Raw genomic sequence first — 26,545 nt, 5'->3', positions numbered from 1 at the left:
TTTCCGTCAGGAGTGAAACAAGCTCTCGCTATCATTAAAACAATCGAGCATGACATGAATAAAAAACATATCGTCCTTGCTACACTGCTCAGTATCAGCAGCTTTACCGTCAATGCAGCAGCTGATAAGGCCAAGCTGAGCTTACATCGTAATAATATCAAGGTCTGGACCTATCAGACCGAAAATAACCCGATTATCCAATATAAAGCAGAAACCACGTTCGACGTACCACTGGAACGTGCCGCTGCCGTAGTGTTGGACGTAGAGCGTACACCGCAATGGGTACCCTATGTCGGTAAGGCAAAAATGCTGTCGCGGGATGACAAAAAAGGCGAATTTACCTTGTACATGGTACTGGATTTTCCTTTCCCCTTAAAAGACCGTGATGTGGTGATTAAGGGCAAAATGACCAAGAACGCGGATGGCAGTATCAGTATTAAAAACAATGCCATTCAGGATGATTATCCGGAACAGCCCGATGTGGTGCGTTTAAGCAAATATGCAGGTGACTGGACTTTCCAGAAACTGGCCAGTAATAAGGTCAAAGTGACCACCAGTGGCTATGCTGATCCCGCAGGTTCGATTCCACTCAGCTTTGTGAATATGTTTGTACAGCAGCAACCTTATCAAATGCTGATGAAAATGAAAAAAGAAGTGCTCAATCCGATCTATGCGCAACCGAAGTTGCCCGAGTTATTGAAGTAATAAAAAAGCCTGATTGAATCAGGCTGTTTTATATGGCTTATGCTTGAGGGCATTGTTTGAGTTGAGCCGCCGGTTTCTTGGCCAACTTGATCTGGATAAATACCAGAATTAAACCAATACCTGCCAGTACCGCACCGATCATGGAGACCGCTGTGTAGTTTAAGCCGAGACTTAAGACTGCGCCGCCTGCCGCTGCACCAATGGCATTGCCCAGATTAAAGGCGCCGATATTGACGGAAGATGCCAGTCCGGATGCTTCACGTGCAACCGACATCACACGCATTTGCAAAGGCGGTACAATCGCAAAGGCTGCCGCACCCCAGATCACCAGACCAATGGCTGCACCCAGTTGTGATTGCGCCAGGAATGGGAAAATCACCATCAAGCTGATCAGCAAGACCAGAAAACCAATCAGGGTTTTGTCGATCGACATATCTGCAAACTTACCGCCGAAATGGTTACCGATAGAGAAACCAATTCCGATCAAGACCAGCATCATGGTGATAAAGGTCGGTGAAGCATGGCTAAATTCAACCAGACTCGGCGCGATGTAGGTATACAAGGTAAACATGGCCGAAGCACCAAACACGGTGGTCAACAGCGCCAGCACCACAGGCAGGCGGGTCAGCACTTTCAGCTCCATTTTCACATTCGGTTTTTGACCGACAGAGCCCGCAGGCAGGGCTTTCCAGAGCGATAGCATGGTAATGATACCGAGTATAGAAATCGCCAGAAACGACATACGCCAGCCAATATTTTGTCCGACCCAGGTGGCGAGGGGTACACCGCCAATATTGGCAATGGTCAGTCCCATAAACATGGTCGCTACCGCACTGGCCTGTTTATTGGCTGGCACCACACTGGCTGCCACCACCGATCCAATCCCGAAGAAGGCACCATGGTTGAGGCTGGTCAGCAGACGAGCCCCCATCAAACTCATGTAGTTCGGCGCAAAGGCTGCGATCAGGTTGCCAAGGGTAAAAATTGCCATCAGTACAATCAATGCATTGCGACGGGCAAAACCACCAAACCATAAGGTCATGATCGGCGCACCGAGCATCACGCCCAGTGCATAACCCGTGATCAGCATACCTGCACTTGGAATCGACACGCCCAGATCATTGGCAATATTGGGCAACAGTCCCATGGGAGAGAACTCGGTTGTCCCAATGGCAAATGCGCCAATGGCCAGTGCCAGCAACGGCAGGTTGATGCGGCTGCTCATGTTATTTGTCCCATTCAGGCGCAAATGGTTCAGGACTCACTTCTCGACCATTACGTTCTAGTTGAGCAATCAGCTGCATTTCCTCTGCACTTAAGGTTAAGTCTTGCGCTTTTAAGTTGCTGATCAGGTTTTCACGTTTTGTTGATGATGGGATCACGGCAAAACCATTTTGCAATGCCCACGCCAATGCGACTTGTGCCGTGGTTGCCTGATGCTGTGCAGCAATTTCAGCCAAAGTTGGATCATTCAGCACTTTGCCATAAGCCAGGGTCATGTATGAGGTCACGTCAATGTCTTGTTCACGTAAGTAGTTCACCAGATTACGGTTTTGTAAATACGGGCTGAGCTCGATCTGGTTGGTGGCAATGTGTTCTACACCAATGCTGTCAATCGCTTGCTGGGTCAAGGCAATATTAAAGTTCGAGATCCCGATCTGTTTGGTCAAACCTTGTTGTTTCGCTTCCAGAAGTAGTTGCATCACACTCGGAATCGAGACGCCCAGTGCTGGAGCCGGCCAGTGGATCAGGGTCAGATCGACGGCATCGGTACGAAGTTTTTGTAAGCTGTCTTTTAAGCTGGGAATAAATTTGTCTTCGGCAAAGTTATCAACCCAGATTTTTGTGGTTAAAAACAAATCCTGACGGGCAACGCCACTTTCAGTAATGGCTTGGCCTACAGCCGCTTCATTTTCATAAATCTGTGCGGTATCAATGGCACGGTAACCCACATCAAGGGCCGTTTTAACGGAATCAATCACCGCTTGGTCTTGAAGACGGAAAGTACCTAAACCAAATTGAGGGATACGCATATTATTCACCTAATCTTGTCATGCTCGATTGAGCGTTTTCTGTTGATGGGTAGAATTTTGCAATAATTATTGTTGCTAAAAAATAGAGGAATTTGCAAAATATAGTTGACTAAATATCAATAATTGAAGGATTCAATGAAATCAACCATTGAAGAATTACTCGCTTTTATGACCATTGTCGATACCGGTTCCTTTATTGCTGCCGCAGAAAAACTCGGACAGACGGCATCGGGTCTCAGCCGTTCGCTCAGCCGTTTGGAATCAAAGCTGGAAGTGACCTTGTTAGAACGGACCACGCGCAAATTAAAACTAACACAAGAAGGGCAACAATTTCTGAATCACGCCCGTAAAATCTTAAGTGACTTAAATGCAGCAGAAGAGGCGTTGCAAAAATCCGATCAAGATACTTCCGGTCTCATCCGGATTGATTCGGCCACACCTTTTATTTTGCATGTAATTGCACCTCTGATGCATTTGTTTCGCCAGCGCTATCCCAATATCGACATTGAGCTGAGCAATAATGATCAGGTGATTGACTTGTTACAGCACAAAGCCGATGTGGCTTTCCGCTTTGGTGAACTGCATGACTCCAGCCTACACGCCAAACTGGTGTGCAAAAGTCGCCTTTATATTGTCGCCAGTCCCCATTATTTAGCCACCCTATCAGAACCGCCAACCCTAAATACATTAGCCCAGCATGATTTGATCGGTTTTACCAAACCCTTGCATTTGAACACTTGGCCGTTAAAAACCAAGGATCATTATTTTACTGCGCAACCTACGATCAAGGCATCAAATGGAGAGACGGTACGTCAGCTGGCGATCCGGGGACATGGGATTACCTGTTTGTCTGAATTCATGGTATGGCAAGACCTAGAGAAGGGCTTATTAGTGCCTTTGTTTGAAGAGCAGATCGAACATTCTTATCAACGCATCCATGCGGTGTATTATCAGCAAGAACACTTGCCAAAACGTATCCGTTTATTTATTGAGTTTTTGACTGAGCAATTAAGTCAGGGCTTCTCGGTTTGCCAATAGCATCATTTTGAAGCTGCACATTCAGGACCGGAATGGACGGACCTGTTTTCGGCAGGACAGACACCACAATATGTTGCTGTTGTAGCTTGCATTCCAGTTCTACTGTTGGCAATAAGTTACTGGCTAGCATGACCCCATTTTCATTGGGTTTTTTATAGGTCATCTTGATGATACGACTCTCTGCAGTGGCTGCGCCTTTTTCCATTTTCCATAACTCATAAGTCGGTTGATTCTGCAGGCGTAGGTAACCTTCCGAGAGTGACTTACACACCTGCTGTTGTGGGTAGGTGGCTTGGTCACTGAGTTCACAGCCGCTCAGTAAAATTATGCCGAATATAAATAAGATATTATTTTTCATTGGTTTATCCTGTGGCAGTTGATTTTTATAGCTTAACGGTGTTGTATAAACCAATACAGATACAGAAATTTATAAAAAAGCAGTACAGAGATGACCTTCCAATATCAACGTCTGGCAGAACAGCTGGCGCATAAGATTTATCAACATGAATTACAGCCACAACAGAAGCTGAGTTCTTTAAGGGAATTTGCACGTCAGCACAGTATTAGCCTGAGTACGGCGCAACAATGCTATGAGTTGCTGGAAGCCAAGGGGTTGATCTACGTCAAAGCAAAATCGGGTTATTTTGTCAGTTCGAGACAATATCAAAGTCCGGTACCAGACAGTCCCGGTTTTGAGTCGATGAGTCGGCAGGTTTCAAATTTAGACCTGCAGAACCAGATCCAAACCGCTTCGATCCAGAACCATTTAACCCCTTTGGGTGCCATTCAGCTATCTCCCCATCTGATTCCAGTTGAGGGCTTGCGCCGTTCCTTGCAACGTGCGCTAAAACACTGCCAGCCGGAAGATTTTCTGTATTGCAATAAACAGGGACACCAACAGCTGCGACAGGCATTATCGGATCATTGGCGTGAGGATGGTATCTATGTGGCCACGGACGATATTTTTATTAGCAATGGCTGTATGCCCGCCTTATCGTTGTTGATTCAGCAGATCACCAAGCAAGGCGATAGTATTCTGATTCCAACCCCTACCTTTAACGGGCAGTTACAGATGCTGGCCAGCCTGAAACGCAAGATTATTGAAATTCCAGCCGACCATCGTGGCATTGATCTGGAACGTTTAGAGCATTTTATGCAACAGGGTAGTGCCAAACTGTGTTTGATGACTGCCAATTTTCAGAATCCCTTGGGCTATTGCCTCAGCAATCAGGAAAAGCAACACATCGCCAAACTGGCTCAGCAGTATGAGTGTTTTATTCTGGAAGATGATATTTATGGAGAGTGCAGTTTCCAGAAGGAGCGACCTTTGCCGATTCGCTATTGGGATCAGGATGGCTATGTGATCTGGTGTGGCTCGGTGTCTAAATCCTTATCAGCGGCTTATCGTGTTGGCTGGTTCTGTTTAGGTCAGCAATTACAATATTTAAGACCACGTTTATTGGCCAATAATATCGGGGTAAATACCCCTTTACAGTTGGGGCTGGCTGATTTTATTTATAGCCGGGGTTATCGGGAGCATCTCGATCAACTGAGACCTAAACTCATGCAACAGGTGCAACAGTATCGGGCATTTATTCTAGAGGCGTTTCAGGGAATTCCGATCGCCTTGAGTCAGTCACAGGGCGGTTATGCCTTATGGCTACAACTTCCGGCAAGCATTACCGGTCTGCAACTGTATTATCTGGCGCAAGCGCAGGGCATTAATATCGTGCCAGGGGAAGTGTTTGGCGAAGACCGACGCTATCAGCATTTTCTGCGTTTAAATGCAGGCCATGCCTTAACCGAAGAAATCCGCCAAGCGATACAGCAATTGGCGGACTGGACGCGTAAAAGCCTGAACTAGTTGAAGTCTGCTTTTAGAACGATGCGATAACGTGCCTGACCTGAATGCAGTCGTTCAATTGCCTCATTCAGCTGCGACATCGGGTAGAGTTCAATCTGTGGGGCAATATTTTTGCGTGCGGCAAACTGTAACAGCTGGCGCAGTGCCAAAGGGGAACCCGTAGGTGAGGAGGTGACTGATTTGGCACCATTCATCAAGCTTCCAACCGACACCGGAATCGGTTCTAGAGTCACGCCCAAGAAATGTAAACTGCCATTCGCTGCAAGCGTACTCAGGTAGGCTTGCCAATTCAGCGTTACATTCACGGTACTGAGCAACAGATCGAACTTGCCGCGTTGTGCCTTGATCGCTTGGGCATCACGACTATTCACCACATGATCTGCGCCCATGGCTTTGAGCTCTTCGGTCTTGTCCGGACTCGAACTAAAAGCCGTAATTTCACAGCCCCAGGCCTTGAGTAACTTAATCGCCATATGACCTAAGCCACCAATCCCAATCACCCCGACATGATGGGTGGCTTGAATTTTATGTTTCAATAACGGATCAAATACGGTAATCCCGCCACAGAGCAGTGGCCCGGCACTTTCCGGATCTAAATCTTCTGGCAGTGGAATCACCCATTGCCAGCCAGCACGGACTTTATCGGCAAAGCCGCCTGCATGTCCGACGATGGTTGAAATCTTTTCACCGGTACAGAGCACCTGATTGCCGCCAATACAGGGATCACAGGCTTGACAGGTTTCAGCGGTCCAGCCAATCCCGACACGTTGGCCGATCTGTAAACCCTTGGCTTCGGAACCGAGTGCGATGATAGTGCCGATAATTTCATGGCCTGCGACAACCGGATACACCGATGAGCGCCATTCATTATCAATCACGGAAAGATCGGAATGACACAGACCACAGTACTCAACTTTGACTTCCACCTGATGCGCCTGTAACTCGCCTGCATCAAATTGATAAGGAACTAACTGCTCGCCCGCCTGCATGGCGGCATAAGCACGAATCTGGTTATTGCTCATTGGGGGGAACTCCTGTTGAAGGAAAATTTATGCTTTATGATTATTTAAAATGGCAATGATTTTCATGGTCATTGACCATACCAACCGCTTGCATAAAGGCATAGCAGGTGGTCGGGCCGACAAATTTAAAACCATGCTTTTTGAGGGTTTTGGAGAGTTTCTGGCTGGTTTCAGTTTGTGCAGGTGCTTCGCGATAATTGATGACATCATTATGTTCAGTTTGCTGATCCACAAAGCTCCATAGCCAGGCCGGAACATCGCTGACTTGATCTTTAAGCTTGAGCCAGGCAATGGCATTGTCGCGAATCGCTTTCAGCTTGCCGATATGACGGATTAAACCAGTATCACTGAGCTTGAGCTGTAGTTGCTCATCGCTCAGTGCTGCAATTTCGGTAAGCGGATGGTCGAAGAAATGGGTGCGGTAGTGTTCACGTTTTTTTAGCACCGTGATCCAGGACAGGCCAGCTTGCTGACCTTCCAGGCAGAGCATTTCAAACAGGTGTGCTTCATCGTGTTGGGGCTTACCCCATTCTTTATCATGGTAAGCGATATATAGCGGATCATCGGAGCACCAGCCACAGCGTTGAGTTGACATATTGGATGCTCCTTATTGTTATGGGGACGAATAATTAAAGTTTGAATGCCACCCATTCATTTGGGCGTGTATCCCAATAATACAGTTCTGCGCTGCTTAAATCAGCAAATTTAAGCCAAAAGTCTTTACCTGATTTATCCGCAAAACCGGTACTGATCAGCAGGGCATCCTCACTGATTTCCATGATCCAGCCTTGATAGCTGGTGCCATTGATGATGATCTTTTGCTGGTTACCCGACTCTGCAAACTCAACCAGACGTTCAATCAATGCTTCTGACATTGTATGTTCCTAACGTAAATATGGGTATGGATTGACTGCTCCACGCCCTTTGCCATTCAAATAAATACCATAGTGTAAATGTGGAGCGGTATAACGCGCATTACCGGTATTGCCCACATAACCGATCAGATCGCCCTTGCGAACGTAATCCCCGACATTGAGCCCACGCTTGTGGCCGTTGAGGTGGGCATAATAATGCCACGAACCTGCTGGACCCATGATCCAGATGACCTTGCCACCTAAATTATTATTACGTAAATCAGCAACTAAGCCTTCAGTTGCACTATACACTTTGGTGCCACGCTCTGCCATGATATCAATGCCTTCATGGTTACGACCCTGACTGCGGGCAGCGCCCCAGGTGTCCCGTAATTCATTGCGGCTGACACCTTTGACCGGAACAGGCAAGCGGCTATCCAGTCGCATGTTTTTTAGTTTATTGACCTGTGCATTCGGTAACGGTGTTGCTTTCTTCGGCGCTGTGGCACAGGCTGAAAGTAAAATAATCAACACACCCAGCAACGTATAAGAAATCGGATGGCGCACAAAAACTCCTTATCTTTTGAAATCCAGCAGGGAGGATATTTAAGCTTTTTGCTTTGCTGTAATCAGTTTCTTCATCGCCGTAGGGACCCCTCTGGCAATGGCGGCCTCAGGACTCAGCCAAACGCCATTCAGTTCAATACTGAGCTGTTCTTTTTGGTCATGTTCCACGTGGAACAGCCGCTCATTTAGCAACCAGGTGAAATGGGTAAAGCTATGGCTAATCTGCAACGATGATACTTGAGCTTGCAATTTAAAGTGCTGCTCAATCTGTTGTAATTCGGTTGCTTGCTCAATGATCGGCAGGCAGTATAAGCCGCCCCAAAGTCCATGGGCTTCCCGTTGTTGCCACAGCCATTCATCACCTGACTGAATCACTAATAGATTCGCTGTCCTGACCGGAACAGGTTTCTTGGCTTTTTTAAATGGCAGTTCCTGTTCTAAGCCTTGTTGATAGGCCTGACAGTGTTGCTGCATCGGGCAATATAAACACAACGGTTTTTTCGGCGTACAGATCGTTGCCCCCAGGTCCATGATCGCCTGCGTGTAATCATGGTTGCGTTCTTTTGGACAAAGTTCTTCTGCAAACTGCCAGAGGGCCCGTTCATGTTGCGGTTTGGATAGATCATCTTCAATGGCAAAAAAACGCGCTAAAACCCGTTTAACATTACCATCCATAATCACGCCGTACTGGCGTAAACCGAGTGACATCAGTGCTCCAGCGGTTGAGCGGCCAATGCCGGGTAATTCTATCCATTGTTCAAGTGTTTCTGGAAATTTACCTTGCTGGCTGACAATGCCTGCAGCTTTATGCAGATTGCGTGCACGGGCGTAGTAGCCGAGTCCTGCCCAATAGGGTGCGACATTATCCCAACTGGCCTGTCCCAGATCTTTGACTGTTGGAAAGCGTTCAATAAAACGGTCGAAATATTGCAGTACCGTTTTGACCTGGGTCTGTTGCAGCATGATTTCTGAGACCCAGACCTTGTAAGGATCATCGGCGATTTGCCAAGGTAAGTCATGGCGACCGTGTTGGTCGAACCAGTGAAGCAGGGCATCAGAAAATGAGAAATCAGGCATGAATCAGGTCAGTAAAAAGCAGGGCTGTAGTATAGCGGAAATGCGGCTTTTTGCGGCGTTAAAATTCTGTTGAAGCATAAACAGGGTATAGATCGCAAAGTATTTCAAACTTGTATTAAATTTCAGTCGTTATTTGTGTTTGGGTAGGCGGCATGGATGCCGCCCGTTGAACTGTAGTATCAGCTCAATAGAGAATTTTTGCCTACCTTGCGGAGTATACTCCTCACCTATGAAAAGTAAGTAATCGAAGACATATCCTGAAATTCGATCAGAACTCGCTATGACTCTGTAATGCAGTCCAACAGGCGGCATCCATGCCGTCTTGGCACGAGCTTAAATATCAGGGCAATATTGACTGGGATTGACGTTTTGAAAAATCATTTACCGATTACTTCAAATGTTTATCCAACAGCTCATACATTGCTTCAAGCCCTTGGCGCTCTGCTTCTGCGTTATAACCCAAGTCAACATTGTTGGCTTTGGCGCGTTCATCCGCAAGCGGGTTACTGAAACCATGCTTGGCATCTTCAAAAATAATCACTTCATGGTCGACTTCAGCATCATGCATTTCCTGACGGAAGCTGGCCACATCGTCCAAAGTAACCATACTGTCCAGTTCACCATGCAGGACTAAAATCTCGGCCTTGACCTTGCCTTTTTCAGTCGGTGCTTTCGGGCTTAAGACTGCGTGAAAGGTCGCAACTGCTTCGATTTCTGCGCCTGAACGAGCTAGATCCAGCACCACCTTGCCACCATAACAGAAACCAATGGCCGCCATTTTTTTAGCATTGACTTCCGGTTGAGTGGCTAAGGTCTGTAGACCTGCCTGTGCACGCTCTACAATGGTCTCTGGCTGTTCAAAGGTCTGGTTCATCCACGCCGATGCTTCCGGTACAGCCGTCGTGACTTTCTTATCGCCATACATATCAATCGCGAGCGCGGCAAAACCATGCGCTGCCAGCTCACGTGCGCGCTGTTCGGTATATTCATTACGGCCCCACCATTCAGGCGCAACAATCACCCCAGCAACTGGTTGATCAGTGACGGGTGTTGCGAAATAACCAACCAAGCGTTGGCCGTCTGGAGCGGTATATTCAATTTCACGGGTATTGATCGAAAAGCTCATACGATAATCCTGATCTGTATTGTGAGAATGCATTGATTAAAACATAAAAAAGCTCAATTGGAGATATGGTCAAACAACAGATGCCGCGGTTTGGATTTTGCTCAGGTATAAAAAAAAGAAGAATACGGAGATTCTTCTTTTTTTATTTTAGGGGTTAAATCCTTAGACTTTACCTCGTGATATAAAGCCGACAATGGCTAGAATCACCGCTACAACCAGCAAGATTACAGCGAAATCTTTCGATAAACCGGCAACACCACCAAAACCTAATAAGCTGGCAATGAGTGCGATTACAGCAAAAATAATGGCCCAACGGAACATGTCGTGTTCTCCTAATTTTTCGTTATGAATCTAATATAGCGTGGCTTTTTTGAACAAAATGTGGTGTTTCTGTGGTTCAAATGTTTAATACTTAAAGAAATGTTAAGTGAAAAAAACAGATTGAAAGAAAGAGATGGGGTAGCAATGCTATAATCATAAATTCGCTTGAAATAGAAACAACTGGTATGTCCGTCGAACTGCGCCCTAACTTCTGGAAACAATATTCGCTTGATCAGCTTAATCAGGCGGAATGGGAAGCATTGTGTGATGGCTGTGGTTTATGCTGTCTGGTCAAACTGGAAGATGAAGAGACTGCCGAAGTTGCCTATACCAAAGTGTCATGTAAGTTACTGGACTGTAAAACTGCGCGTTGCTCGGATTATCCTAACCGTCAGCAGCAAGTACCGGATTGTATCCAGCTTACCCCAGAGCGGCTCACCACGATTTCATGGTTACCGCCGAGCTGTGCCTACCGTCGCTTGAGTGAAGGCAAGAATTTGCCCTCATGGCATTATTTAAATACCGGTTCGCGTCAAAGCGTGATACGGGCCAAGAAATCTGCCGCGGGACGTTGTATCTCCGAAAGCGAGATCGATGAAGAGCAGATCGAAGACTATGTCGTGCGTTGGGTGCGCTAACGGCATATTGAACCCGATGTTCAAAATCTGCTTTGCATAAAACAACATTTTTACAGTATTTTGATGGGCATATCTCCGTAAGATGAGTCTTATAACGAGGGAGATAAGCAATGAATAAAGTATTGATAACACCTTTGATATGTAGCAGCTTTTTATTTTTGTTGGCCTGTGGCCCCAACAATACCAATTCCAAAACCCCTGATCAAAATGCTGAGCAGCAGACCTCGTCCACTACCGCACAGCAGAGATACCGCACTGAGACGGTGGCTTCATTTAATGAGCCTTGGGCAATCGCCAGTTTGCCTGATCAGCGTTTGCTGATTACCGAGCGCAAAGGACAACTAAAATTATTTGATCCGAAAACCAAGACCAGCCTAAATGTTTCAGGTGTTCCGGCGGTGAGTTATGGTGGACAGGGTGGTCTTGGCGATGTGATATTGCATCCCGATTTTCAGAAAAATCAATGGCTCTATTTGAGTTATGCCAGCAAGGGACAAGGTGGATACGGCGCGGAGATTGCACGTGCCAAACTGGATTTATCCAACCCGCAGCAACCTAAACTGACCGAGGTAAAAACCATCTGGCAGCAAGTACCGAAGGTTTCGGGACAAGGGCACTATGGCCATCGCATGCTGTTTGGTTCAGATGGAAAGTTGTGGGTCAGTTCAGGGGAGCGACAAAAGTTTGATCCAGCTCAGGATCTAAAAACTAATCTCGGTAAAGTGTTGCGCCTGAACGATGATGGCACCCCTGTGGCTGGTAATCCATTTCAGCAGCAAGGTGGCGTGACGGCAGAAATCTGGTCACTGGGTCACCGGAATCCACTCGGCATGGCCTTTGATGAAAACGGACAACTCTGGGTGGTTGAAATGGGACCTAAAGGTGGTGATGAACTGAATCTGATCCTGAAAGGGGCCAACTATGGATATCCAAAAGTCTCCAATGGCGATCATTATTCTGGTTTGCCAATTCCTGACCACAGTACCCGTCCCGAGTTTAAAGCTCCGGCAATTGACTGGACACCCGTGATTTCACCGTCCAGCCTGATCATTTATTCAGGTCAGCAGTTCCCCTTATGGCAACATAAGGCACTTGTCGGTGGATTATCTTCCAAAGCGATTGTGGTGGTGGACCTGAAAGCTCAACCGGTGCAAGAGATTCAGCGACTGGAGATGAAACAGCGGATTCGTGGTTTGCATCAGGCTCAAGATGGTTCGATCTGGGTCATTGAAGATGGTCCACAGGCCAAGTTACTTAAACTCAGCGCTTCTTAACGATTAACTTAAAGTGAAATGATCCATGCTAAATTCAAAATGTCTCTCTGGACCTGTAAAACAATTGCTTGTACTTGCTGGACTTCTATCTGGCAGTGCGCCACTTTGGGCACAACAGTTATCCGAGCAGCAGGTTCAGGCGATCGTTGATCAGCAATTCAAACCGCTTTTACAGCAATACAAAATCCCAGGAATGGCAGTTGGGATCACCCTGAATGGACAACATTATTTTGTCAATTATGGGGTGGCTTCCAAACAGAGCCAGCAACCCATCCGCAACAGTACCTTATTTGAACTTGGCTCGGTGAGTAAGACTTTTAATGCAACCTTGGCAGGCTATGCGCAGGCACAAGGCAAATTGTCATGGTCTGACTATCCTGTCAAATATTTCCCTGAATTGAAAAATAGTGCAGTGAATCGTGCCACCTTATTGAATCTGGGCACCTATACTGCGGGCGGTTTTCCGTTGCAGTTCCCGGATGAGGTGGTTCAGCAACAGGAGATGATCAAGTATTTTCAGGCATGGCAGCCGAAGACCACCGTTGGCGCTGCGCGTCAATATTCTAACCCAAGTATCGGCTTGATGGGCTATGTCACGGCCTTGGCAATGAAAAAGCCCTATACCGAATTGCTAGAAAAAACACTTTTCCCTCAGTTAGGCCTGAAACAAAGTTTCGTTCAGGTGCCTGAGCAGCAAATGCCGAACTATGCATGGGGGTATAAGGCTGATCAGGCCATGCGTGTCTCGCCTGGGATGTTTGATGCTGAAGCCTATGGCGTGAAAAGTAGCAGCGCAGACATGCTGAAATTTCTGGATACACAAATCAATCCGCAACAGTTGCAGCAGCCACTGCGGAAAGCCATTGAAAATACCCATGTCGGTTATTTTAAAGTCGGTGCGATGACGCAGGGGCTGGGCTGGGAGCAATATGCCTATCCGGCGAAATTGGAAACCCTGTTACAGGGTAACTCCAGCAAAATGGCCTTAGAAAGCCATGCGGTGACGCCCATCGCGCAGCCAAAAATTGCCCCAGCAGCGACCTTCTTCAATAAAACCGGTGCGACCAATGGATTTGGTGCCTATGCCGCCTTTATTCCACAACAAAAGATCGGCATCGTGATGTTGGCCAATACCAATTTCCCCAATGAAGAACGGATTAAAGCCAGCTACCACGTGATCCAGCAACTGCTTCAGCACAACAGTGCGCAATAGAATGACGCAGTCAGTGCAGATTCAAATTGTAGATTTGTGTCAGACACAATAGACTAGGATAAAACAGCATAAAGCCATTGATGATGTCAGATACGCATATTCCTTTACCTGAACGTTTACGTCCTCGTGATTTGTCAGAAATTATCGGGCAGGATCATTTACTGGGCGACAACGCACCTTTACGTCAAATGATTGATCAGGGGCATTTGCCTTCGATTATCTTCTGGGGACCGCCTGGGGTAGGAAAAACCACGATCGCATTATTACTGGCGCAAGCGGTGGACCGTCCTTTTGTGAGTCTGTCTGCGCTGAATACGGGCGTGAAAGAGCTTCGGGAAGTGATTGCCGAAAGCGGTGATCTGTTGACGCCTGTGGTGTTTATTGACGAAATACATCGCTTCAACAAGTCGCAGCAAGATGCCTTACTCAATGCTGTTGAGAAAGGCAAAATCACCTTGATTGGCGCGACCACGGAGAATCCTTCCTTCGAAGTGAACAGTGCGTTGCTGTCGCGCTGTCAGGTCTATACCTTGAACAGTCTGGATGCAGACGCGATTCAAACCTTGCTGAATAAAGCGATTCAAACGGATAAGTTTTTAAAAGAGCGTTTTATTCATATCGAAGAATATGATGCATTGATTCAATTTGCAGCGGGTGACGCGCGCAAGGCATTGAATCTGATTGACCTGATCGCCAGTACTTTTGAGCCTGACGTGGAAAATATGGTCACCAATGCGATTGTGGTCAAAGTGGCGCAGCAAAATATTGCCCGCTATGATAAATCCGGTGAGCAGCATTACGATCTGGTGTCGGCATTTATCAAATCCATTCGCGGGAGTGATCCGGATGCAACGTTGTACTGGATGGCCCGTATGCTGAAAGGCGGTGAGGATCCGGTGTTTATCGCACGTCGTATGTTGATTGCCGCATCGGAAGATATTGGTAACTCTAATCCTAATGCCTTGTTGCTGGCGGGTGAATGTTTCCGTTCAGTACAGGCAGTAGGCATGCCGGAAGCACGGATTATTTTGGGTCAATGCGCTGTTTATCTGGCGACCAGTCCGAAAAGTAATAGTACTTATCTGGCGATTAACCGTGCCCTGGAGCTGGCAGAAAAAACGGCGAACCTGCCTGTGCCTTTACATCTGCGCAATGCACCGACCAAGTTGATGAAACAGCAGGGCTATGGCGTCGATTATCTCTATCCGCATAATTATCCTGAACATTTTGTATTACAGGAATATTTGCCACCTGAGCTACGCGGTACCAAGCTGTATGAGCGTGCCCTGAATAAGCGTGAAGTTGAAGGCGAGCGTTTACAACAGCGCCGTTGGCAGCAGCAAGATCAGCAACAATAAATTATCTCTAGTTTTATAGCGCTGGATGGTCACAGCTTTGGCGATCCAGTGCTGCATTACATCAATTTCATTTATTCATAAAAACCGCTACATCTCTCACATTCTTTTTGGCTTATCGTGGTTTTAAAGAACATAGCGAGACGGCAGATGAGTAGCAGAACAATCAATATTTACGGCGCGCGGCAAAATAATCTTAAAAATATTTCATTAAAAATTCCCAAAAACAAAATTGTTGTGTTCACGGGTGTTTCAGGTTCAGGTAAATCTTCACTGGTTTTTGAAACCATTGGAGCCGAAGCGCAACGCCAAATCAATGAAACACAAGACAGTTTTGTGCGCAACCGCTTGCAGCATTTTGGGGTGGCGGATGTCGATAAAATTGAAAATCTGAATGTTCCCGTGATCATCAACCAGAAGCCCTTAACCGGAAATATCCGCTCGACCATCGCCACCATTACCGATATATATGCCAATTTAAGGTTGTTGTTTTCACGCATGGGTGAGCCTTTTGTGGGCTATTCGCATGTTTTTTCGTTCAATCATCCCAATGGCATGTGCCCGCAATGTGAGGGGATTGGTCTGGAACAGACCATTGATATCTATAAAATTCTGGATCTGGACAAATCTCTGAATGAAGGCCCCATCGACTTTCCGACCTATCAGCCACATGCTTGGCGCTGGACCCGTTATGCCGACTCGGGCTATTTTGATCTGGATAAAAAGCTTAAAGATTATGATGCGGAAGAGTGGGAGCTTTTCTTACATGCAGCGCAGCATAAACCGCGCCATCCTCGCCAAGACTGGAGAAAAACCGCCTTATATGAAGGTCTGATCCCACGGTTTGAGCGCAATTTTCTAAAAGGCGAAGCCCAAGAGCGTAACCGTTATCGCCATATTCTGGACAAGGTCATTATTGTCAAAAAATGCAGTCTCTGTCAGGGACAACGTCTGAATCAGACTTCGCTGAGCTGTAAAATACAGGGTAAAAATATTTCCGACTGCACCGCCTTGTCGGTGGTTAAATTACTGAATTTTATCGATTCGATCGAGAATGAAAAGCTGGAGACGGTATTACATGAAATTCGTAATAAACTGCATTATCTAAATCTGGTTGGGCTGAGTTATCTAACGCTAGATCGGGTCAGTAATACTTTATCGGGTGGCGAGTCGCAACGGATCAAAATGGTCAAGCATCTAGGCAATAGTCTGGTCGATCTGCTCTATATTTTCGATGAACCCAGCATGGGCCTGCATCCTAAAGATCTGGAAAATATTATCCAGATCATTCAAAAAATCAGGGACAAGGGCAATAGTGTGCTGTTGGTAGAACATGACCCAGACCTGATCCGGATTGCGGATCATGTGATTGATATGGGACCTTTTTCCGGAAAAAACGGGGGTGAGGTGATTTATCAGGGCAGTTTTGCCGATCTGAAAAGCTCTTCGGGTTTAACCGGACAGTTTTTCCAGCGCCCCAATCACTATAAACAGGTCCCACGCAGCAGTCCGGAAAAAATGACCATAAAAAATGCGCGGCTCTTTAACCTGAAGAATATTAGTGTCGATATTCCCAAGCATTGTCTGACTGTGGTAACGGGCGTTGCGGGCTCAGGTAAAAGTACACTGATGAGCAAAGTATTACCGCAACAATATCCGGAAGCCAAAATCATTGATCAATCCGCCATAACTGCAACGATCCGGTCAAATTTACTGACTTATCTGGACCTGCTGGATAGCATTCGCCAGTTATATGCGCAACAGAATAAGGTCAGCGCGAAACTGTTTAGTTTTAACAGTGAAGGGGCCTGTCCGCAGTGTAAAGGTTCAGGGATTGAGAAAATTGAGCTGGCCTTTCTAGATGATGTCGAAATGGTCTGTGAGGTCTGCCATGGCTCAGGCTATGCAGCGCAGGTCCTCAACTATCTTTATAAAGACAAGAACATTGCTGATGCTTTAAAAATGACGGTGGCAGAGGCGTATGAATTTTTTGAAGAAGCCAAATTAAAGCAACAATTCAGGACCTTGATGGATTTAGGACTGGACTATATTGCCATCGGGCAACGCCTGAATAGCTTTTCCGGTGGCGAGCGACAACGCCTGAAACTCAGCCGTGAGCTTAACCAGACCGATAATATTTTTGTACTGGACGAGCCGAGTACAGGTTTGCATCCGTCTGATACGGTTAAACTGATCCAGCTGCTAAATCGCATCGTTGATCAGGGCAACACGGTTATCGTGATTGAGCATAGTCTGGAAATCATGACTCAGGCAGACTGGATTATTGATATTGGCCCATTGGCGGGTGAACAGGGCGGAGCACTGATGTTTGCCGGTCCTGTGAGCCTGTTATTAGAACATACCGAATCTTATACGGCGCATTATTTAAGAGATTATTTAAATCGCTAATATCAAAAGATGGCAGGGTCTACCAGCAAGCCAGGCTCATGTCATCACTTGGTATCGAGCATGATATTTTTGTAAGCGGCCCCTAGACACTCTGGATAAAAGGTCGCATCATCCCCGCTTATCAAGGATGATCAAGCTTCAGCATGACCACAAACAAAATTAATGCAGCGGAAAGTATCCGGGGCTTGGCATGTCTCGCCGTTGTGTTGTCACATTTGTCTTTAACCTTCTTTCCCCAGATGCATAATTTTGGCTGGAGCAAGGTTCCCGGATATCCTGTTTTTGCACAATTACATCATTCTCCCTTGGCCTTCTTCTATTCAGGCACCGGTGCGGTTTTTGTCTTCTTTGTCTTAAGCGGCTTTGTCTTGGCCTTGTCCAGTTTTAAAAAACAGAATACCGCCATTCAGCTGAAAAAGTCACTGATCAAGCGTTATCCGCGTTTGGCGATTCCAGCCTTTGTCTCTTGTATTGTGGCTTATCTGGTCTGTTTTGTGCCGGTTGATGTGACGCATGTTTCAGAATGGGGGGCTGCTTTAGCCAATCCTCATCCCCAACTGACCACGGCACTTTATGAGGGCAGTATCGGTGCATTTCTGTTTGGCGATTCAAGCTACAACTGGGTGTTGTGGACCATGCAAATTGAATTACTTGGCTCACTGGTGATTTATCTGGCCAGTTTCCTATATGGCAAACAGCCGATTTTATCTGGCCTCTTTTTGCTCCTCAGTGTTGCAGCCGCTTCCATGATTTCGCAAACCGTATTGCTTGGCATACTCAGCTTTATTTTGGGAATGGGGCTATTTCTGTACGCGGCAGAGTTAAGCACCGCTATATCTATACTGTTGTTCTTGTTAGGACTGTATTTTTGCGGGGCACATAATAGTAGCTTGAGCTATCAGTTGTTTAGATCATTTCTGGGCGAACAGACCTACGATTATCTGAATTTTCTTGGTGGCTTTCTGGTTGTATATGCCGTGTTAAAAGGCAAATGGCTGGCCCAGTGTTTTGATCGACGTGCCTTGGTGTTTCTGGGGAAAGTGTCTTTTTCAATTTATCTGATTCACTTGGCGATCCTGTATGCCTTGGGGATTCCATTCTTTAATCTTTTACATGTGCAACTGGCGTTCTCTTATTTCAATGCAGGATTGCTGGCGAGCCTATTTACGATGTTGGTCAGTATCGTTTTGGCGCAGTTATATAGCCGTTATATTGATGATGCCGCGATTAAGCTATCGAACAAACTGGCGAAATTATTTTAGTCTTTGGGACGAGATCAGATTCTGTGCTGTAGCGCTTAAAAAATTGAACAAACATTACAAAAATAATCAGTGAATACTTTCTATTCGGCACAGAATCCGTTTTAATCGGAAAAGGCATAATAAAAATATGGGTTTAAAAATATGAACCGTAATCATCTACGTCAATGTGCATGGGCCACTTCTTTTTCAATTATTCTATCAGGCTGTGCAACGTCATCCATCCCCGTCAGTTCCAGCGAAAAACTGTTTTATGGTGGGCCGATTCTGACCATGTCGGGCAATACACCTGAATATGCAGAAGCGCTGTTAGTGAAAGATGGAAAAATCCGTTTTGTGGGTGCAAAGCAGCAGGCTGAACGCTTGGCAGATAAAACTGTTCAAACCATTGATCTCAAAAATAAAACTTTATTGCCAAGCTTTATTGATGCGCATAGTCATGTAAACATGGTCGGTTTTCACCAGATGGTCGCCAATCTATATCCGCAACCTGATGGACAGGTCTCGGATATCAATTCACTGGTCAATGTGTTGAATCAATGGAAAGCCCAGAATCCAGCTGTGATTAAAACCATGGGCGGCTGGATTTTGGGGAATGGCTATGATGATGCGCAACTCAATGAAAAAAGACATCCTACCGCAGCCGATCTCGATCGCGTCTCAACCAAGCAGCCGGTGATGATTTTGCATCAATCCGGACATCTGGCCTCTGTAAATCATAAAGCCCTTGAATTGCTGAAGATTGATCAGAATACGCCGAATCCAGCGGGTGGGGTGATTCGCCGTGAAGCCCATTCAAATGTTCCAAATGGCGTGTTAGAAGAATCCGCTTTATTTAGCGCCATTGGCTCAATTTTTAAAGATGTGCCTCCTGCGGTAATGTTCCAGATTGCAGAAAAAGGCATAGATGCCTATGTGAAAAATGGTTTTACCACCGTGCAGGAAGGGCGGGCAGATCAGGGCACCACGGAAATGTGGCACACTCTAGCCAAGCAGAATCGACTGCCAATAGATGTGGTGTCTTATCCGGATATTACCACCAGTAAGGACTATATGCTCAAACAGGGCAGCAGCCATCACTATGATCAGCATTTCCGTGTTGGTGGGGTGAAAATCAGTCTGGATGGTTCACCTCAGGGCAAAACCGCCTGGCTGACACAACCCTATGTCGTGCCGCCTGAAGGCAAGGATAAAAGCTATAAAGGCTATGCGGCAATCAGCAATGATCAACAGGTGAAGGACTATATCAATTTAGCCTTTAAACAAGGCTGGCAAGTCCTTGCGCATGCCAATGGTGATGCAGCAATTGACCAGTTTATTGCAGCGGTAAAAGATGCGACTGTGAAACAAGGACCAGCAGATCGGCGCAGTGTACTGATCCATTCGCAAACCATCCGTGATGATCAGCTGGATCAGCTTAAGGCCTTAGACATTATTCCTTCCTTCTTCTCGCTACATACTTTTTACTGGGGAGACTGGCATCGTCAGCAAACCTTAGGCGAAACTCGAGCTGCCCATATTTCGCCAACCGCAACCGCTTTAAAAAAGCATCTGATCTTTACCCAACATCATGATGCACCTGTGGTACCCCCGAGCAGTATGATGATGCTCGATGCGACCGTAAACCGAGTCACACGGAGTAATTATGTCTTGGGTGCAGATGAGCGCATTAGCCCTTATCTGGCATTAAAGTCCATGACAGACTGGGCTGCCTATCAATATTTTGAAGAGCAGCAGAAAGGAACATTAGTCCAGGGTAAACTGGCAGATCTGGTGATTCTAAATCAGAACCCGTTGACTGTCCCGAATCGAGAGATTAAAAACATTAAAGTGCTAGCAACCTATAAAGAAGGCAAACTGATTTATCAGGATTCAACAAATTAGGGCTATAAAGAACCGGGCAGAAGGCCCGGTTTTTGCTTCATTACCAACGATAATTGATCTTGCCGTAATAGAACGCGCCATTAAAGCCAAAAGGCGAGAACTGGCTATAAGGCAAGCTGCCGCCAGTCGGTTGGTTGATATCGTAGACATCTCGATCAGGATAAACATCGGTAATATTGTCGCCACCGACAGTGAAGTTCCAGTTTTGATATCGATAAGACAACGCTAAATCCAGTAACCATTTGGCTGAGAATTTTTGGTCTTTGGCTTCGCCAGATTTACTAAAGGTTTTAAAGCTGCCATAGCGGGTGAGATTGGTATTCACCGTGAAGTTGCCAAGTGTATAGTCATTGGCTAAGCTGAATTTATGTTCAGGGGTACTGCCAGCCAATAAACCGTATTGCTCTCGACGATCCAGACGCGTGAGGTTGATACCTAGGGCATCTAAAATAGCGGGATTACCATCCACATGGGTCACTTTATTCTTATTGTAATTGTAGGCCAGTGAGCTATTCAGTTGGCCATAAGGTAAATCTGTCCATTTATAGGTGGCAACTAAGTCAACACCACGCGTGCGGGTATCGCTGGCATTGTTGAAATAACGAATGGTACTGAAGTTGGTGTCGGTGATGCCTTTTGAGTTCAGGTATTGGCGCACGGTCGCGCTGCTGGCATTGATATTGGAAGACAGGCTGATCCGGTTATCAATATCGATCTGATAGGCATCCAGGGTCACATACAAATGATCGGTAGGTGTGAATACCAATCCTACGCTATAGTTTTTCGACTTCTCAGGTTTAAGTTGTTCCGCGCCAAGCAGTTGAGCAACATTTGCGCTTGTAGGGAAGGTTCCTGCTTCAGCAAATTGACCATTGACCAGTTGTGAGGAGGTCTGTGCAAAATATTGTTGAGCCAGACTTGGCGCGCGGAAACCTGTAGAGGCGCTACCGCGTAGTGCAAGCGCAGGATGAATGGCATAACGCAAAGACAATGACGCATTATCGGTATGACCAAAATCATTGTAATATTCATGGCGATAGGCTGTAGAGGCAGACAGTTTCTCAGTTAAGTTGGCCTCCAGGTCCAGATAAGCTGCATAACTGTCGCGAGACCATTCACCTGCATCGGCAGCACGGAAGCCTGCTAGTCCAGAAGAACCACTTTTATAATAGGAAGCTGGATCACCAGCTTGGATCTGATATTTCTGATTTAGATATTGCGTACCAAAGGCAACATTCAACGGGCTGGCGAGTGCGGCCAGATTAAACTCACGGGAAAGATCAACATTCACGACCGTCTGAGCATTTTTCAGCGTACCATTTTGGAAGCCAAAAGGTGTGGCAGCAGTGTCTTTATAAAGATCGACATTGATGGTTTTGGTATCGACATCATAACGATTCGAACCATAATTCACCGAGGCATCATAATGCCATGCAGACCAATCGCCTTTGATCCCTGCAACCGCAGCAAAGTCATCAAGTTGGCCCTGAATAATGGGTAGATAGCCGTTTGGATAAAGGGCAGGAATATTATTGGAGGCATTGCTTAAGCGATAGAATCCAGCGGTCTCTGCATTACGGTGGCTATAGGTTGCAAAGGAATACAGTTCAGTATGATCGCTGAGATCATAACCCAGATTGACGGCTGCCTTGACCTCGTCAGAATCAGGATCCCCAAAACGGAACGTACGCTGCCCATAGGTGGTTGATTTGGGATCACGCAGGTCAGGGCCAGCACGATTGGTGGCTTGGCTATCCTGCCATTCCCCTGAAAAGATTGCATAACCATAATTATTCAGTTTGCTGCCACCAGAAACAAAGGATTGCTTTTGTTCACCATCGCCTTTGTTATAAATCCCGTACTTAATCCCCGCTTCGCCATGTTTGGGATTGGATTTCAAAATAATATTAATCACCCCAGCAATCGCATCGGAACCATAGCGAGCTGATGCACCTTCACGCAGGACTTCGACACGGCTAATCGCGGAGATCGGAATCGCATTTAAATCGGTTGGGGCAGAACCACGACCAATGGTACCGCCAAGGTTAATAAAAGCACCTGTATGGCGCCGTTTGCCATTCACCAGAACCAACACCTGATCAGGTGCCAGCCCTTTCAGCTGGGCAGGACGGACCAGTTCAGTGCCATCTACCACGGTTGGACGTGGAAAATTAATCGAGGGAATAATGCGAGACAGTGCCGTGCCTAATTCATTGGAGCCAGTACGTTCAGTCAGTTCTTTGGCACTAATCACATCAATCGGCTGTAAGGATTCCGTTTGCGAGCGATTGTTAGCACGGGTTCCTGTGACGACAACGGTCGCGAGAGTTTTGACCTGTTCTGGATCATTCGGAGGGTTCTCGGATGCGTGCACCGTGCTATATAGTGCAAGCAAAATCAGGCTCGCACTCAGACTTAAAGGAAAATTTCTAAAAATAGGAGAATTCATTTTTGTGTTCTGCCCCAAGTTCTGTAAACATTTGTGAACATGGTAGGAGGATCAAAAAAAATTCAAAAACAATATAAAAACATAAGGTTAGAACAAAACTCGCAAAGCAATCGCTATGAATTTTAAGTTAATGATTTATATGGTATTGATTTTCAAAATGAAGTTGCTCATTTTTGAATAGGCAATAAAAAAAACCAGCCCGAATGGACTGGTTTTTTCTTTAGAAGGAATTGCTTAGCCAGACTTAGATGTCATCTAGCTTAATGCCTAAACGTGCAGCAACTTCTTCATATGCTTCTACCACACCACCTAAACCTTGGCGAAAACGGTCTTTATCCAGTTTTTTCTTGGTATCTTTATCCCATAAACGGCAACCGTCTGGAGAGAATTCATCACCCAATACGATACGGTCGTGGAACACGCCGAATTCAAGTTTGAAATCGACCAGAATCATATTACCCGCATCGAATAATGCCTTAAGCACATCATTGACCTGGTAAGTGAGTTCTTTCATTTTTTCCAGCTGTTCAGCAGTCGCCCAACCTAAAGCAATCGCTTGAGATTCATTCACCATTGGATCGCCAAGCGCGTCATCCTTGAAGAATAACTCAAATGTTGGCGGGGTGAGTTCCTTACCTTCTTCAACGCCTAAACGACGGCAAAGTGAACCAGCAGCATAGTTACGAATAACGCATTCCACCGGGATCATCTGAAGTTTTTTAACCAATACTTCAGTTGGAGAAAGCAATTTTTCAAAATGCGTTTCAATACCTGCTTCAGCCAGTTTATCCATGATGAAGGCGTTAAAACGGTTGTTGACCTTGCCCTTACGATCGAGTTGCTCGATTTTTTCGCCATTGAATGCCGAGGCATCATCACGGAAGACTAAAATCAGGTGATCAGCGTTATCTGTTTCATATACAGATTTAGCTTTACCAGTATAGAGCAAGGTTTGTTTTAACATGAGGGAACCTTTTGAAAAAAATGCCTAGTAAACGACTAGGCTGGCCAGTTTTGGTAAATCTGGGCTAATACTTCCGTTGCAACCGCAGGGTCTGCAAAGGTTGTATCAAGTTTGAACAATGCAATGGTATTGCTTGAGCCAACAGCTGTAAGCTTGAGTAGATAGCTTTGCTCACCGACTTGAATGGTGGCTTCATAGCCATGATCTGCCTGAGAGATGACTTTGTAGTTAAGGCTGCTCACCGTTGCAAAGGTATATTGCCAAGCCGTTGCAGTCGGACCATCCACTTTCAGCAATGGATTTTTATTTCCGTCCATCACCAGTTGTGGGCGACCCAGGCTGGTTGCTGTCGCTTCAGTTGTGTTGCTAGGTGCAGTTTGCACTGACTCTGGGCGAGGAAGTGCATAACGGTTGCCGGTCTTGTTTTCAAATGTCGGCGCATGTTCAATCGCAAGCGGGTCAACCGTTGGTGCCGGATACAATGGCGTAAATGGTCTTACCGTTGCATTCTCAGGGAACTTGAGTGGTTCAAGCGCTTGCGCTTTTTTATAATCTAAAGAATGATTATTGAGGGCAAAACGACCACAACCAGCCAAACTTAAAGCTGAAATGACTAGGACAACACCAAGACGTAATTGCATCATAAATTGCTCGTATTAAATAATTCCCGCAGTTTTCAAATCTGTGCGGAGAGGTTCACGATATTGTTCTGCTAGAGCGGTTAATGGCAGGCGTAAACCTGTACTGATATATCCCATCTCATGCAACGCCCATTTCACAGGAATTGGGTTTGATTCGCAAAACAAAATATTGTGTAGATTTGCAATTTGCTGATTCAGACTTTGTGCTTTAGCTTGATCGCCCGCTAATGCAGCTTCACAAACTTCGCTCATTTGTTTTGGTGCGACATTGGCAGTCACCGAAATATTACCTTTCGCACCACGCAAGATCAGTTCCCAAGCCGTTTCATCATCACCTGAGTAGACTGCGATTTTACCTTTTAAACCTTCGATGAGGGCTTGACCGCGAGGTACATCGCCGGTTGCATCTTTAATCCCAACAATGTTTTGAATATCAGCAAGACGAATCACAGTCTCGTTTTGCATATCTACGCCAGTACGACCTGGAACATTATAAAGAATCTGTGGAATATCAACTGCTTCAGCAATTGCTTTATAGTGTTGATATAAGCCTTCTTGGGTAGGTTTATTATAATATGGCGTAACGAGTAAGGCTGCATCTGCACCGAGTTCTTTTGCTGCTTTGGTCAGCTCAATTGCTTCGCGTGTGGAGTTTGCACCAGTACCCGCAATAATCGGGATGCGTTTATTGGCTACACGGATCACTTCTTTGATGACTTGTGTATGTTCTTCCATGCTTAATGTTGAGGCTTCGCCCGTTGTGCCAACAGCAACAATACTATGTGTACCTTGTTGGATGTGCCACTCAACGAGCTTCTCCAGGCTCTTCCAATCTACGCGACCATCTTCAAACATAGGGGTGACGAGTGCGACAATTGAGCCTTGAATATTCTGTGCTAGCTGAGTCATTTTAAAAAACTATCCTATTTTCCCATCCGAGATTGAATTAGTTGAAACGAAATAGTGGATGGTTGCAGTATTTTGATTCGTCGTCCAATAATGAATTCGATTGAATGACAATTATGCAAATTATGACTGATCAGCGCCATAAGAACAATATGCTTTAGTCAAACAGCCGAAAACTTTAATTCAACTTTTACCTGAATAATTTTCATGTTAAGAAAAGTTCAGTTGAAAGTAGCCAGACGATAAAGAGCAGCGTATGTTAGAAAGGAGCCAGCAATCCAGAATGAATCACAATATGCATACACATGCGAAACACAGCGCACTCATTGTTGTGGATGTACAAAACGGTTTTACCCCGGGTGGAAACTTGGCAGTCACCGATGCCGACCAGATTATTCCACTGATTAACCGGCTAGCGCGACAGTTTGAACTGGTGGTGCTGACCCAAGACTGGCATCCGGATCAGCATATTTCCTTTGCCGATAATCATGAAAATAAAGCACCTTTTGAAACGATTGAATTGCCTTATGGAACCCAAGTATTGTGGCCCAAGCATTGTGTGCAGGGCACAGCGGATGCCGAATTTCATCCGGCGCTGGATATTCCAACGGCGCAGTTGATTATCCGTAAAGGTTTTCATCCCGATATAGATAGCTATTCTGCTTTTATGGAGGCAGATCGTAAAACACCGACCGGTCTCAACGGCTATTTAAAAGAACACCAAATTGATACGGTTTATATTGTGGGAATTGCCACTGATTTTTGTGTGGCATGGACAGCACTGGATGCCGTACAGATGGGTTTTACAACCTATGTGATTGAGGATGCCTGTAAAGCTATAGATTTAAACGGTTCATTGCAGAGTGCATGGCAGAGTATGTTGGCACAGGGCGTACAGCGTATTCAGTCGGGTGCGATTTTGGCATCAGCTTGAGCTGTCTGAGCG

25 protein-coding genes are annotated in these 26,545 nt (G+C 46.0%); 11 read left to right on the top strand and 14 right to left on the bottom strand.

The window, feature by feature from the left end; translation table 11 throughout:
• The first annotated feature begins 54 nt into the window (after positions 1-54).
• Entirely contained in the window at positions 55-705 is a 651-nt protein-coding gene (locus MSG93_RS08130; RefSeq protein ID WP_005228111.1) for an START domain-containing protein, read from the top strand.
• A 37-nt stretch (positions 706-742) separates the two neighbouring features.
• Here MSG93_RS08130 and MSG93_RS08125 read toward each other — a convergent pair whose 3' ends face one another.
• Both MSG93_RS08125 and dkgB read right to left on the bottom strand, forming a co-directional pair.
• Positions 743-1,930 carry an MFS transporter gene (locus tag MSG93_RS08125; RefSeq protein ID WP_005228110.1) on the bottom strand — a complete coding sequence of 396 codons (1,188 nt, stop codon included), beginning with the start codon at positions 1,928-1,930 and terminating at the stop codon, positions 743-745.
• Between the two features lies 1 nt (position 1,931).
• The gene (dkgB, locus tag MSG93_RS08120) at positions 1,932-2,738 is read right to left on the bottom strand and encodes a 2,5-didehydrogluconate reductase DkgB (protein ID WP_324621312.1); all 807 of its coding nucleotides are present in this window, start codon (positions 2,736-2,738) and stop codon (positions 1,932-1,934) included.
• Positions 2,739-2,873: 135 nt separating this feature from the next.
• On the opposite strand from dkgB, the gene MSG93_RS08115 reads away from it, so the two are divergent.
• Complete coding sequence (locus MSG93_RS08115) at positions 2,874-3,776, top strand: LysR family transcriptional regulator (protein WP_005282211.1); 903 nt, start codon at positions 2,874-2,876, stop codon at positions 3,774-3,776.
• On the opposite strand, the gene MSG93_RS08110 is transcribed toward MSG93_RS08115, so the two are convergent.
• A complete protein-coding gene (locus MSG93_RS08110) occupies positions 3,724-4,134 on the bottom strand; it encodes a hypothetical protein (RefSeq protein ID WP_005282215.1) in 411 nt (136 codons plus the stop codon). The genes MSG93_RS08115 and MSG93_RS08110 overlap by 53 nt on opposite strands.
• 90 nt (positions 4,135-4,224) lie before the next feature.
• On the opposite strand from MSG93_RS08110, the gene MSG93_RS08105 reads away from it, so the two are divergent.
• A complete protein-coding gene (locus MSG93_RS08105; RefSeq protein ID WP_324621311.1) occupies positions 4,225-5,640 on the top strand; it encodes a PLP-dependent aminotransferase family protein in 1,416 nt (471 codons plus the stop codon).
• Here the strand turns inward: MSG93_RS08105 and ahr are convergent.
• The 7 genes from ahr to MSG93_RS08070 form a co-directional block, all read right to left on the bottom strand.
• Positions 5,637-6,662: an NADPH-dependent aldehyde reductase Ahr gene (ahr, locus tag MSG93_RS08100; RefSeq protein WP_279695658.1), complete on the bottom strand. Its 1,026-nt coding sequence runs from the start codon at positions 6,660-6,662 to the stop codon at positions 5,637-5,639. The two genes, MSG93_RS08105 and ahr, sit on opposite strands and share 4 nt — an antisense overlap.
• A gap of 40 nt (positions 6,663-6,702) precedes the next feature.
• On the bottom strand, positions 6,703-7,257 hold the full coding sequence (locus MSG93_RS08095; RefSeq protein ID WP_324621309.1) for a DNA-3-methyladenine glycosylase I: 555 nt from the start codon (positions 7,255-7,257) through the stop codon (positions 6,703-6,705).
• Positions 7,258-7,291: 34 nt separating this feature from the next.
• Complete coding sequence (locus MSG93_RS08090; protein ID WP_005228096.1) at positions 7,292-7,537, bottom strand: hypothetical protein; 246 nt, start codon at positions 7,535-7,537, stop codon at positions 7,292-7,294.
• 9 nt (positions 7,538-7,546) lie between these two features.
• Complete coding sequence (locus MSG93_RS08085; RefSeq protein ID WP_005228094.1) at positions 7,547-8,083, bottom strand: M23 family metallopeptidase; 537 nt, start codon at positions 8,081-8,083, stop codon at positions 7,547-7,549.
• A 39-nt stretch (positions 8,084-8,122) separates the two neighbouring features.
• The gene (mutY, locus tag MSG93_RS08080; protein WP_324621307.1) at positions 8,123-9,160 is read right to left on the bottom strand and encodes an A/G-specific adenine glycosylase; all 1,038 of its coding nucleotides are present in this window, start codon (positions 9,158-9,160) and stop codon (positions 8,123-8,125) included.
• 388 nt (positions 9,161-9,548) lie between these two features.
• Positions 9,549-10,286, bottom strand: a complete 738-nt coding sequence (locus MSG93_RS08075; protein WP_324621305.1) for a dienelactone hydrolase family protein — start codon at positions 10,284-10,286, stop codon at positions 9,549-9,551.
• A gap of 162 nt (positions 10,287-10,448) precedes the next feature.
• Positions 10,449-10,607 (bottom strand): DUF1328 domain-containing protein, encoded by a 159-nt coding sequence (locus MSG93_RS08070; protein WP_004776391.1) that lies wholly within the window; start codon positions 10,605-10,607, stop codon positions 10,449-10,451.
• Positions 10,608-10,792: 185 nt separating this feature from the next.
• Here MSG93_RS08070 and MSG93_RS08065 point away from each other — a divergent pair, with 185 nt between their 5' ends.
• The 7 genes from MSG93_RS08065 to MSG93_RS08035 all read left to right on the top strand — a co-directional run bounded on the left by MSG93_RS08065 (position 10,793) and on the right by MSG93_RS08035 (position 20,639).
• Positions 10,793-11,245 (top strand): YcgN family cysteine cluster protein, encoded by a 453-nt coding sequence (locus MSG93_RS08065; RefSeq protein WP_005228087.1) that lies wholly within the window; start codon positions 10,793-10,795, stop codon positions 11,243-11,245.
• Positions 11,246-11,355: 110 nt separating this feature from the next.
• Positions 11,356-12,519 (top strand): PQQ-dependent sugar dehydrogenase, encoded by a 1,164-nt coding sequence (locus MSG93_RS08060; RefSeq protein WP_324621303.1) that lies wholly within the window; start codon positions 11,356-11,358, stop codon positions 12,517-12,519.
• Between the two features lie 25 nt (positions 12,520-12,544).
• Positions 12,545-13,732, top strand: coding sequence for a class C beta-lactamase (gene ampC, locus MSG93_RS08055; protein ID WP_324621302.1), 1,188 nt, complete (start codon positions 12,545-12,547; stop codon positions 13,730-13,732).
• An 83-nt stretch (positions 13,733-13,815) separates the two neighbouring features.
• Positions 13,816-15,090, top strand: coding sequence for a replication-associated recombination protein A (locus tag MSG93_RS08050; protein ID WP_126687574.1), 1,275 nt, complete (start codon positions 13,816-13,818; stop codon positions 15,088-15,090).
• 147 nt (positions 15,091-15,237) lie between these two features.
• On the top strand, positions 15,238-17,496 hold the full coding sequence (locus MSG93_RS08045) for an excinuclease ABC subunit UvrA (RefSeq protein ID WP_324621300.1): 2,259 nt from the start codon (positions 15,238-15,240) through the stop codon (positions 17,494-17,496).
• Between the two features lie 143 nt (positions 17,497-17,639).
• Positions 17,640-18,758 (top strand): acyltransferase, encoded by a 1,119-nt coding sequence (locus tag MSG93_RS08040; protein ID WP_324621299.1) that lies wholly within the window; start codon positions 17,640-17,642, stop codon positions 18,756-18,758.
• A 141-nt stretch (positions 18,759-18,899) separates the two neighbouring features.
• Positions 18,900-20,639 (top strand): amidohydrolase, encoded by a 1,740-nt coding sequence (locus tag MSG93_RS08035; RefSeq protein WP_324621297.1) that lies wholly within the window; start codon positions 18,900-18,902, stop codon positions 20,637-20,639.
• 40 nt (positions 20,640-20,679) lie between these two features.
• On the opposite strand, the gene MSG93_RS08030 is transcribed toward MSG93_RS08035, so the two are convergent.
• The 4 genes from MSG93_RS08030 to dapA form a co-directional block, all read right to left on the bottom strand.
• A complete protein-coding gene (locus tag MSG93_RS08030) occupies positions 20,680-23,088 on the bottom strand; it encodes a TonB-dependent receptor (protein WP_324621295.1) in 2,409 nt (802 codons plus the stop codon).
• 244 nt (positions 23,089-23,332) lie between these two features.
• Positions 23,333-24,052, bottom strand: coding sequence for a phosphoribosylaminoimidazolesuccinocarboxamide synthase (purC, locus tag MSG93_RS08025; RefSeq protein WP_005228073.1), 720 nt, complete (start codon positions 24,050-24,052; stop codon positions 23,333-23,335).
• 35 nt (positions 24,053-24,087) lie between these two features.
• Complete coding sequence (locus MSG93_RS08020) at positions 24,088-24,693, bottom strand: hypothetical protein (RefSeq protein WP_032868372.1); 606 nt, start codon at positions 24,691-24,693, stop codon at positions 24,088-24,090.
• Between the two features lie 15 nt (positions 24,694-24,708).
• Positions 24,709-25,602, bottom strand: coding sequence for a 4-hydroxy-tetrahydrodipicolinate synthase (gene dapA, locus MSG93_RS08015; protein WP_005282259.1), 894 nt, complete (start codon positions 25,600-25,602; stop codon positions 24,709-24,711).
• Between the two features lie 292 nt (positions 25,603-25,894).
• Here dapA and pncA point away from each other — a divergent pair, with 292 nt between their 5' ends.
• Positions 25,895-26,533 carry a bifunctional nicotinamidase/pyrazinamidase gene (gene pncA / locus MSG93_RS08010; protein ID WP_420714308.1) on the top strand — a complete coding sequence of 213 codons (639 nt, stop codon included), beginning with the start codon at positions 25,895-25,897 and terminating at the stop codon, positions 26,531-26,533.
• Positions 26,534-26,545 lie beyond the last annotated feature (12 nt).

It is taken from the genome of Acinetobacter sp. IK40 (genome assembly GCF_035615075.1).
In the GTDB taxonomy this organism is placed as follows: Bacteria; Pseudomonadota; Gammaproteobacteria; order Pseudomonadales; family Moraxellaceae; genus Acinetobacter; species Acinetobacter courvalinii.
Note: the sequence above shows the minus strand (reverse complement) of the source record. Positions and strands in the feature narration are given on the sequence as shown.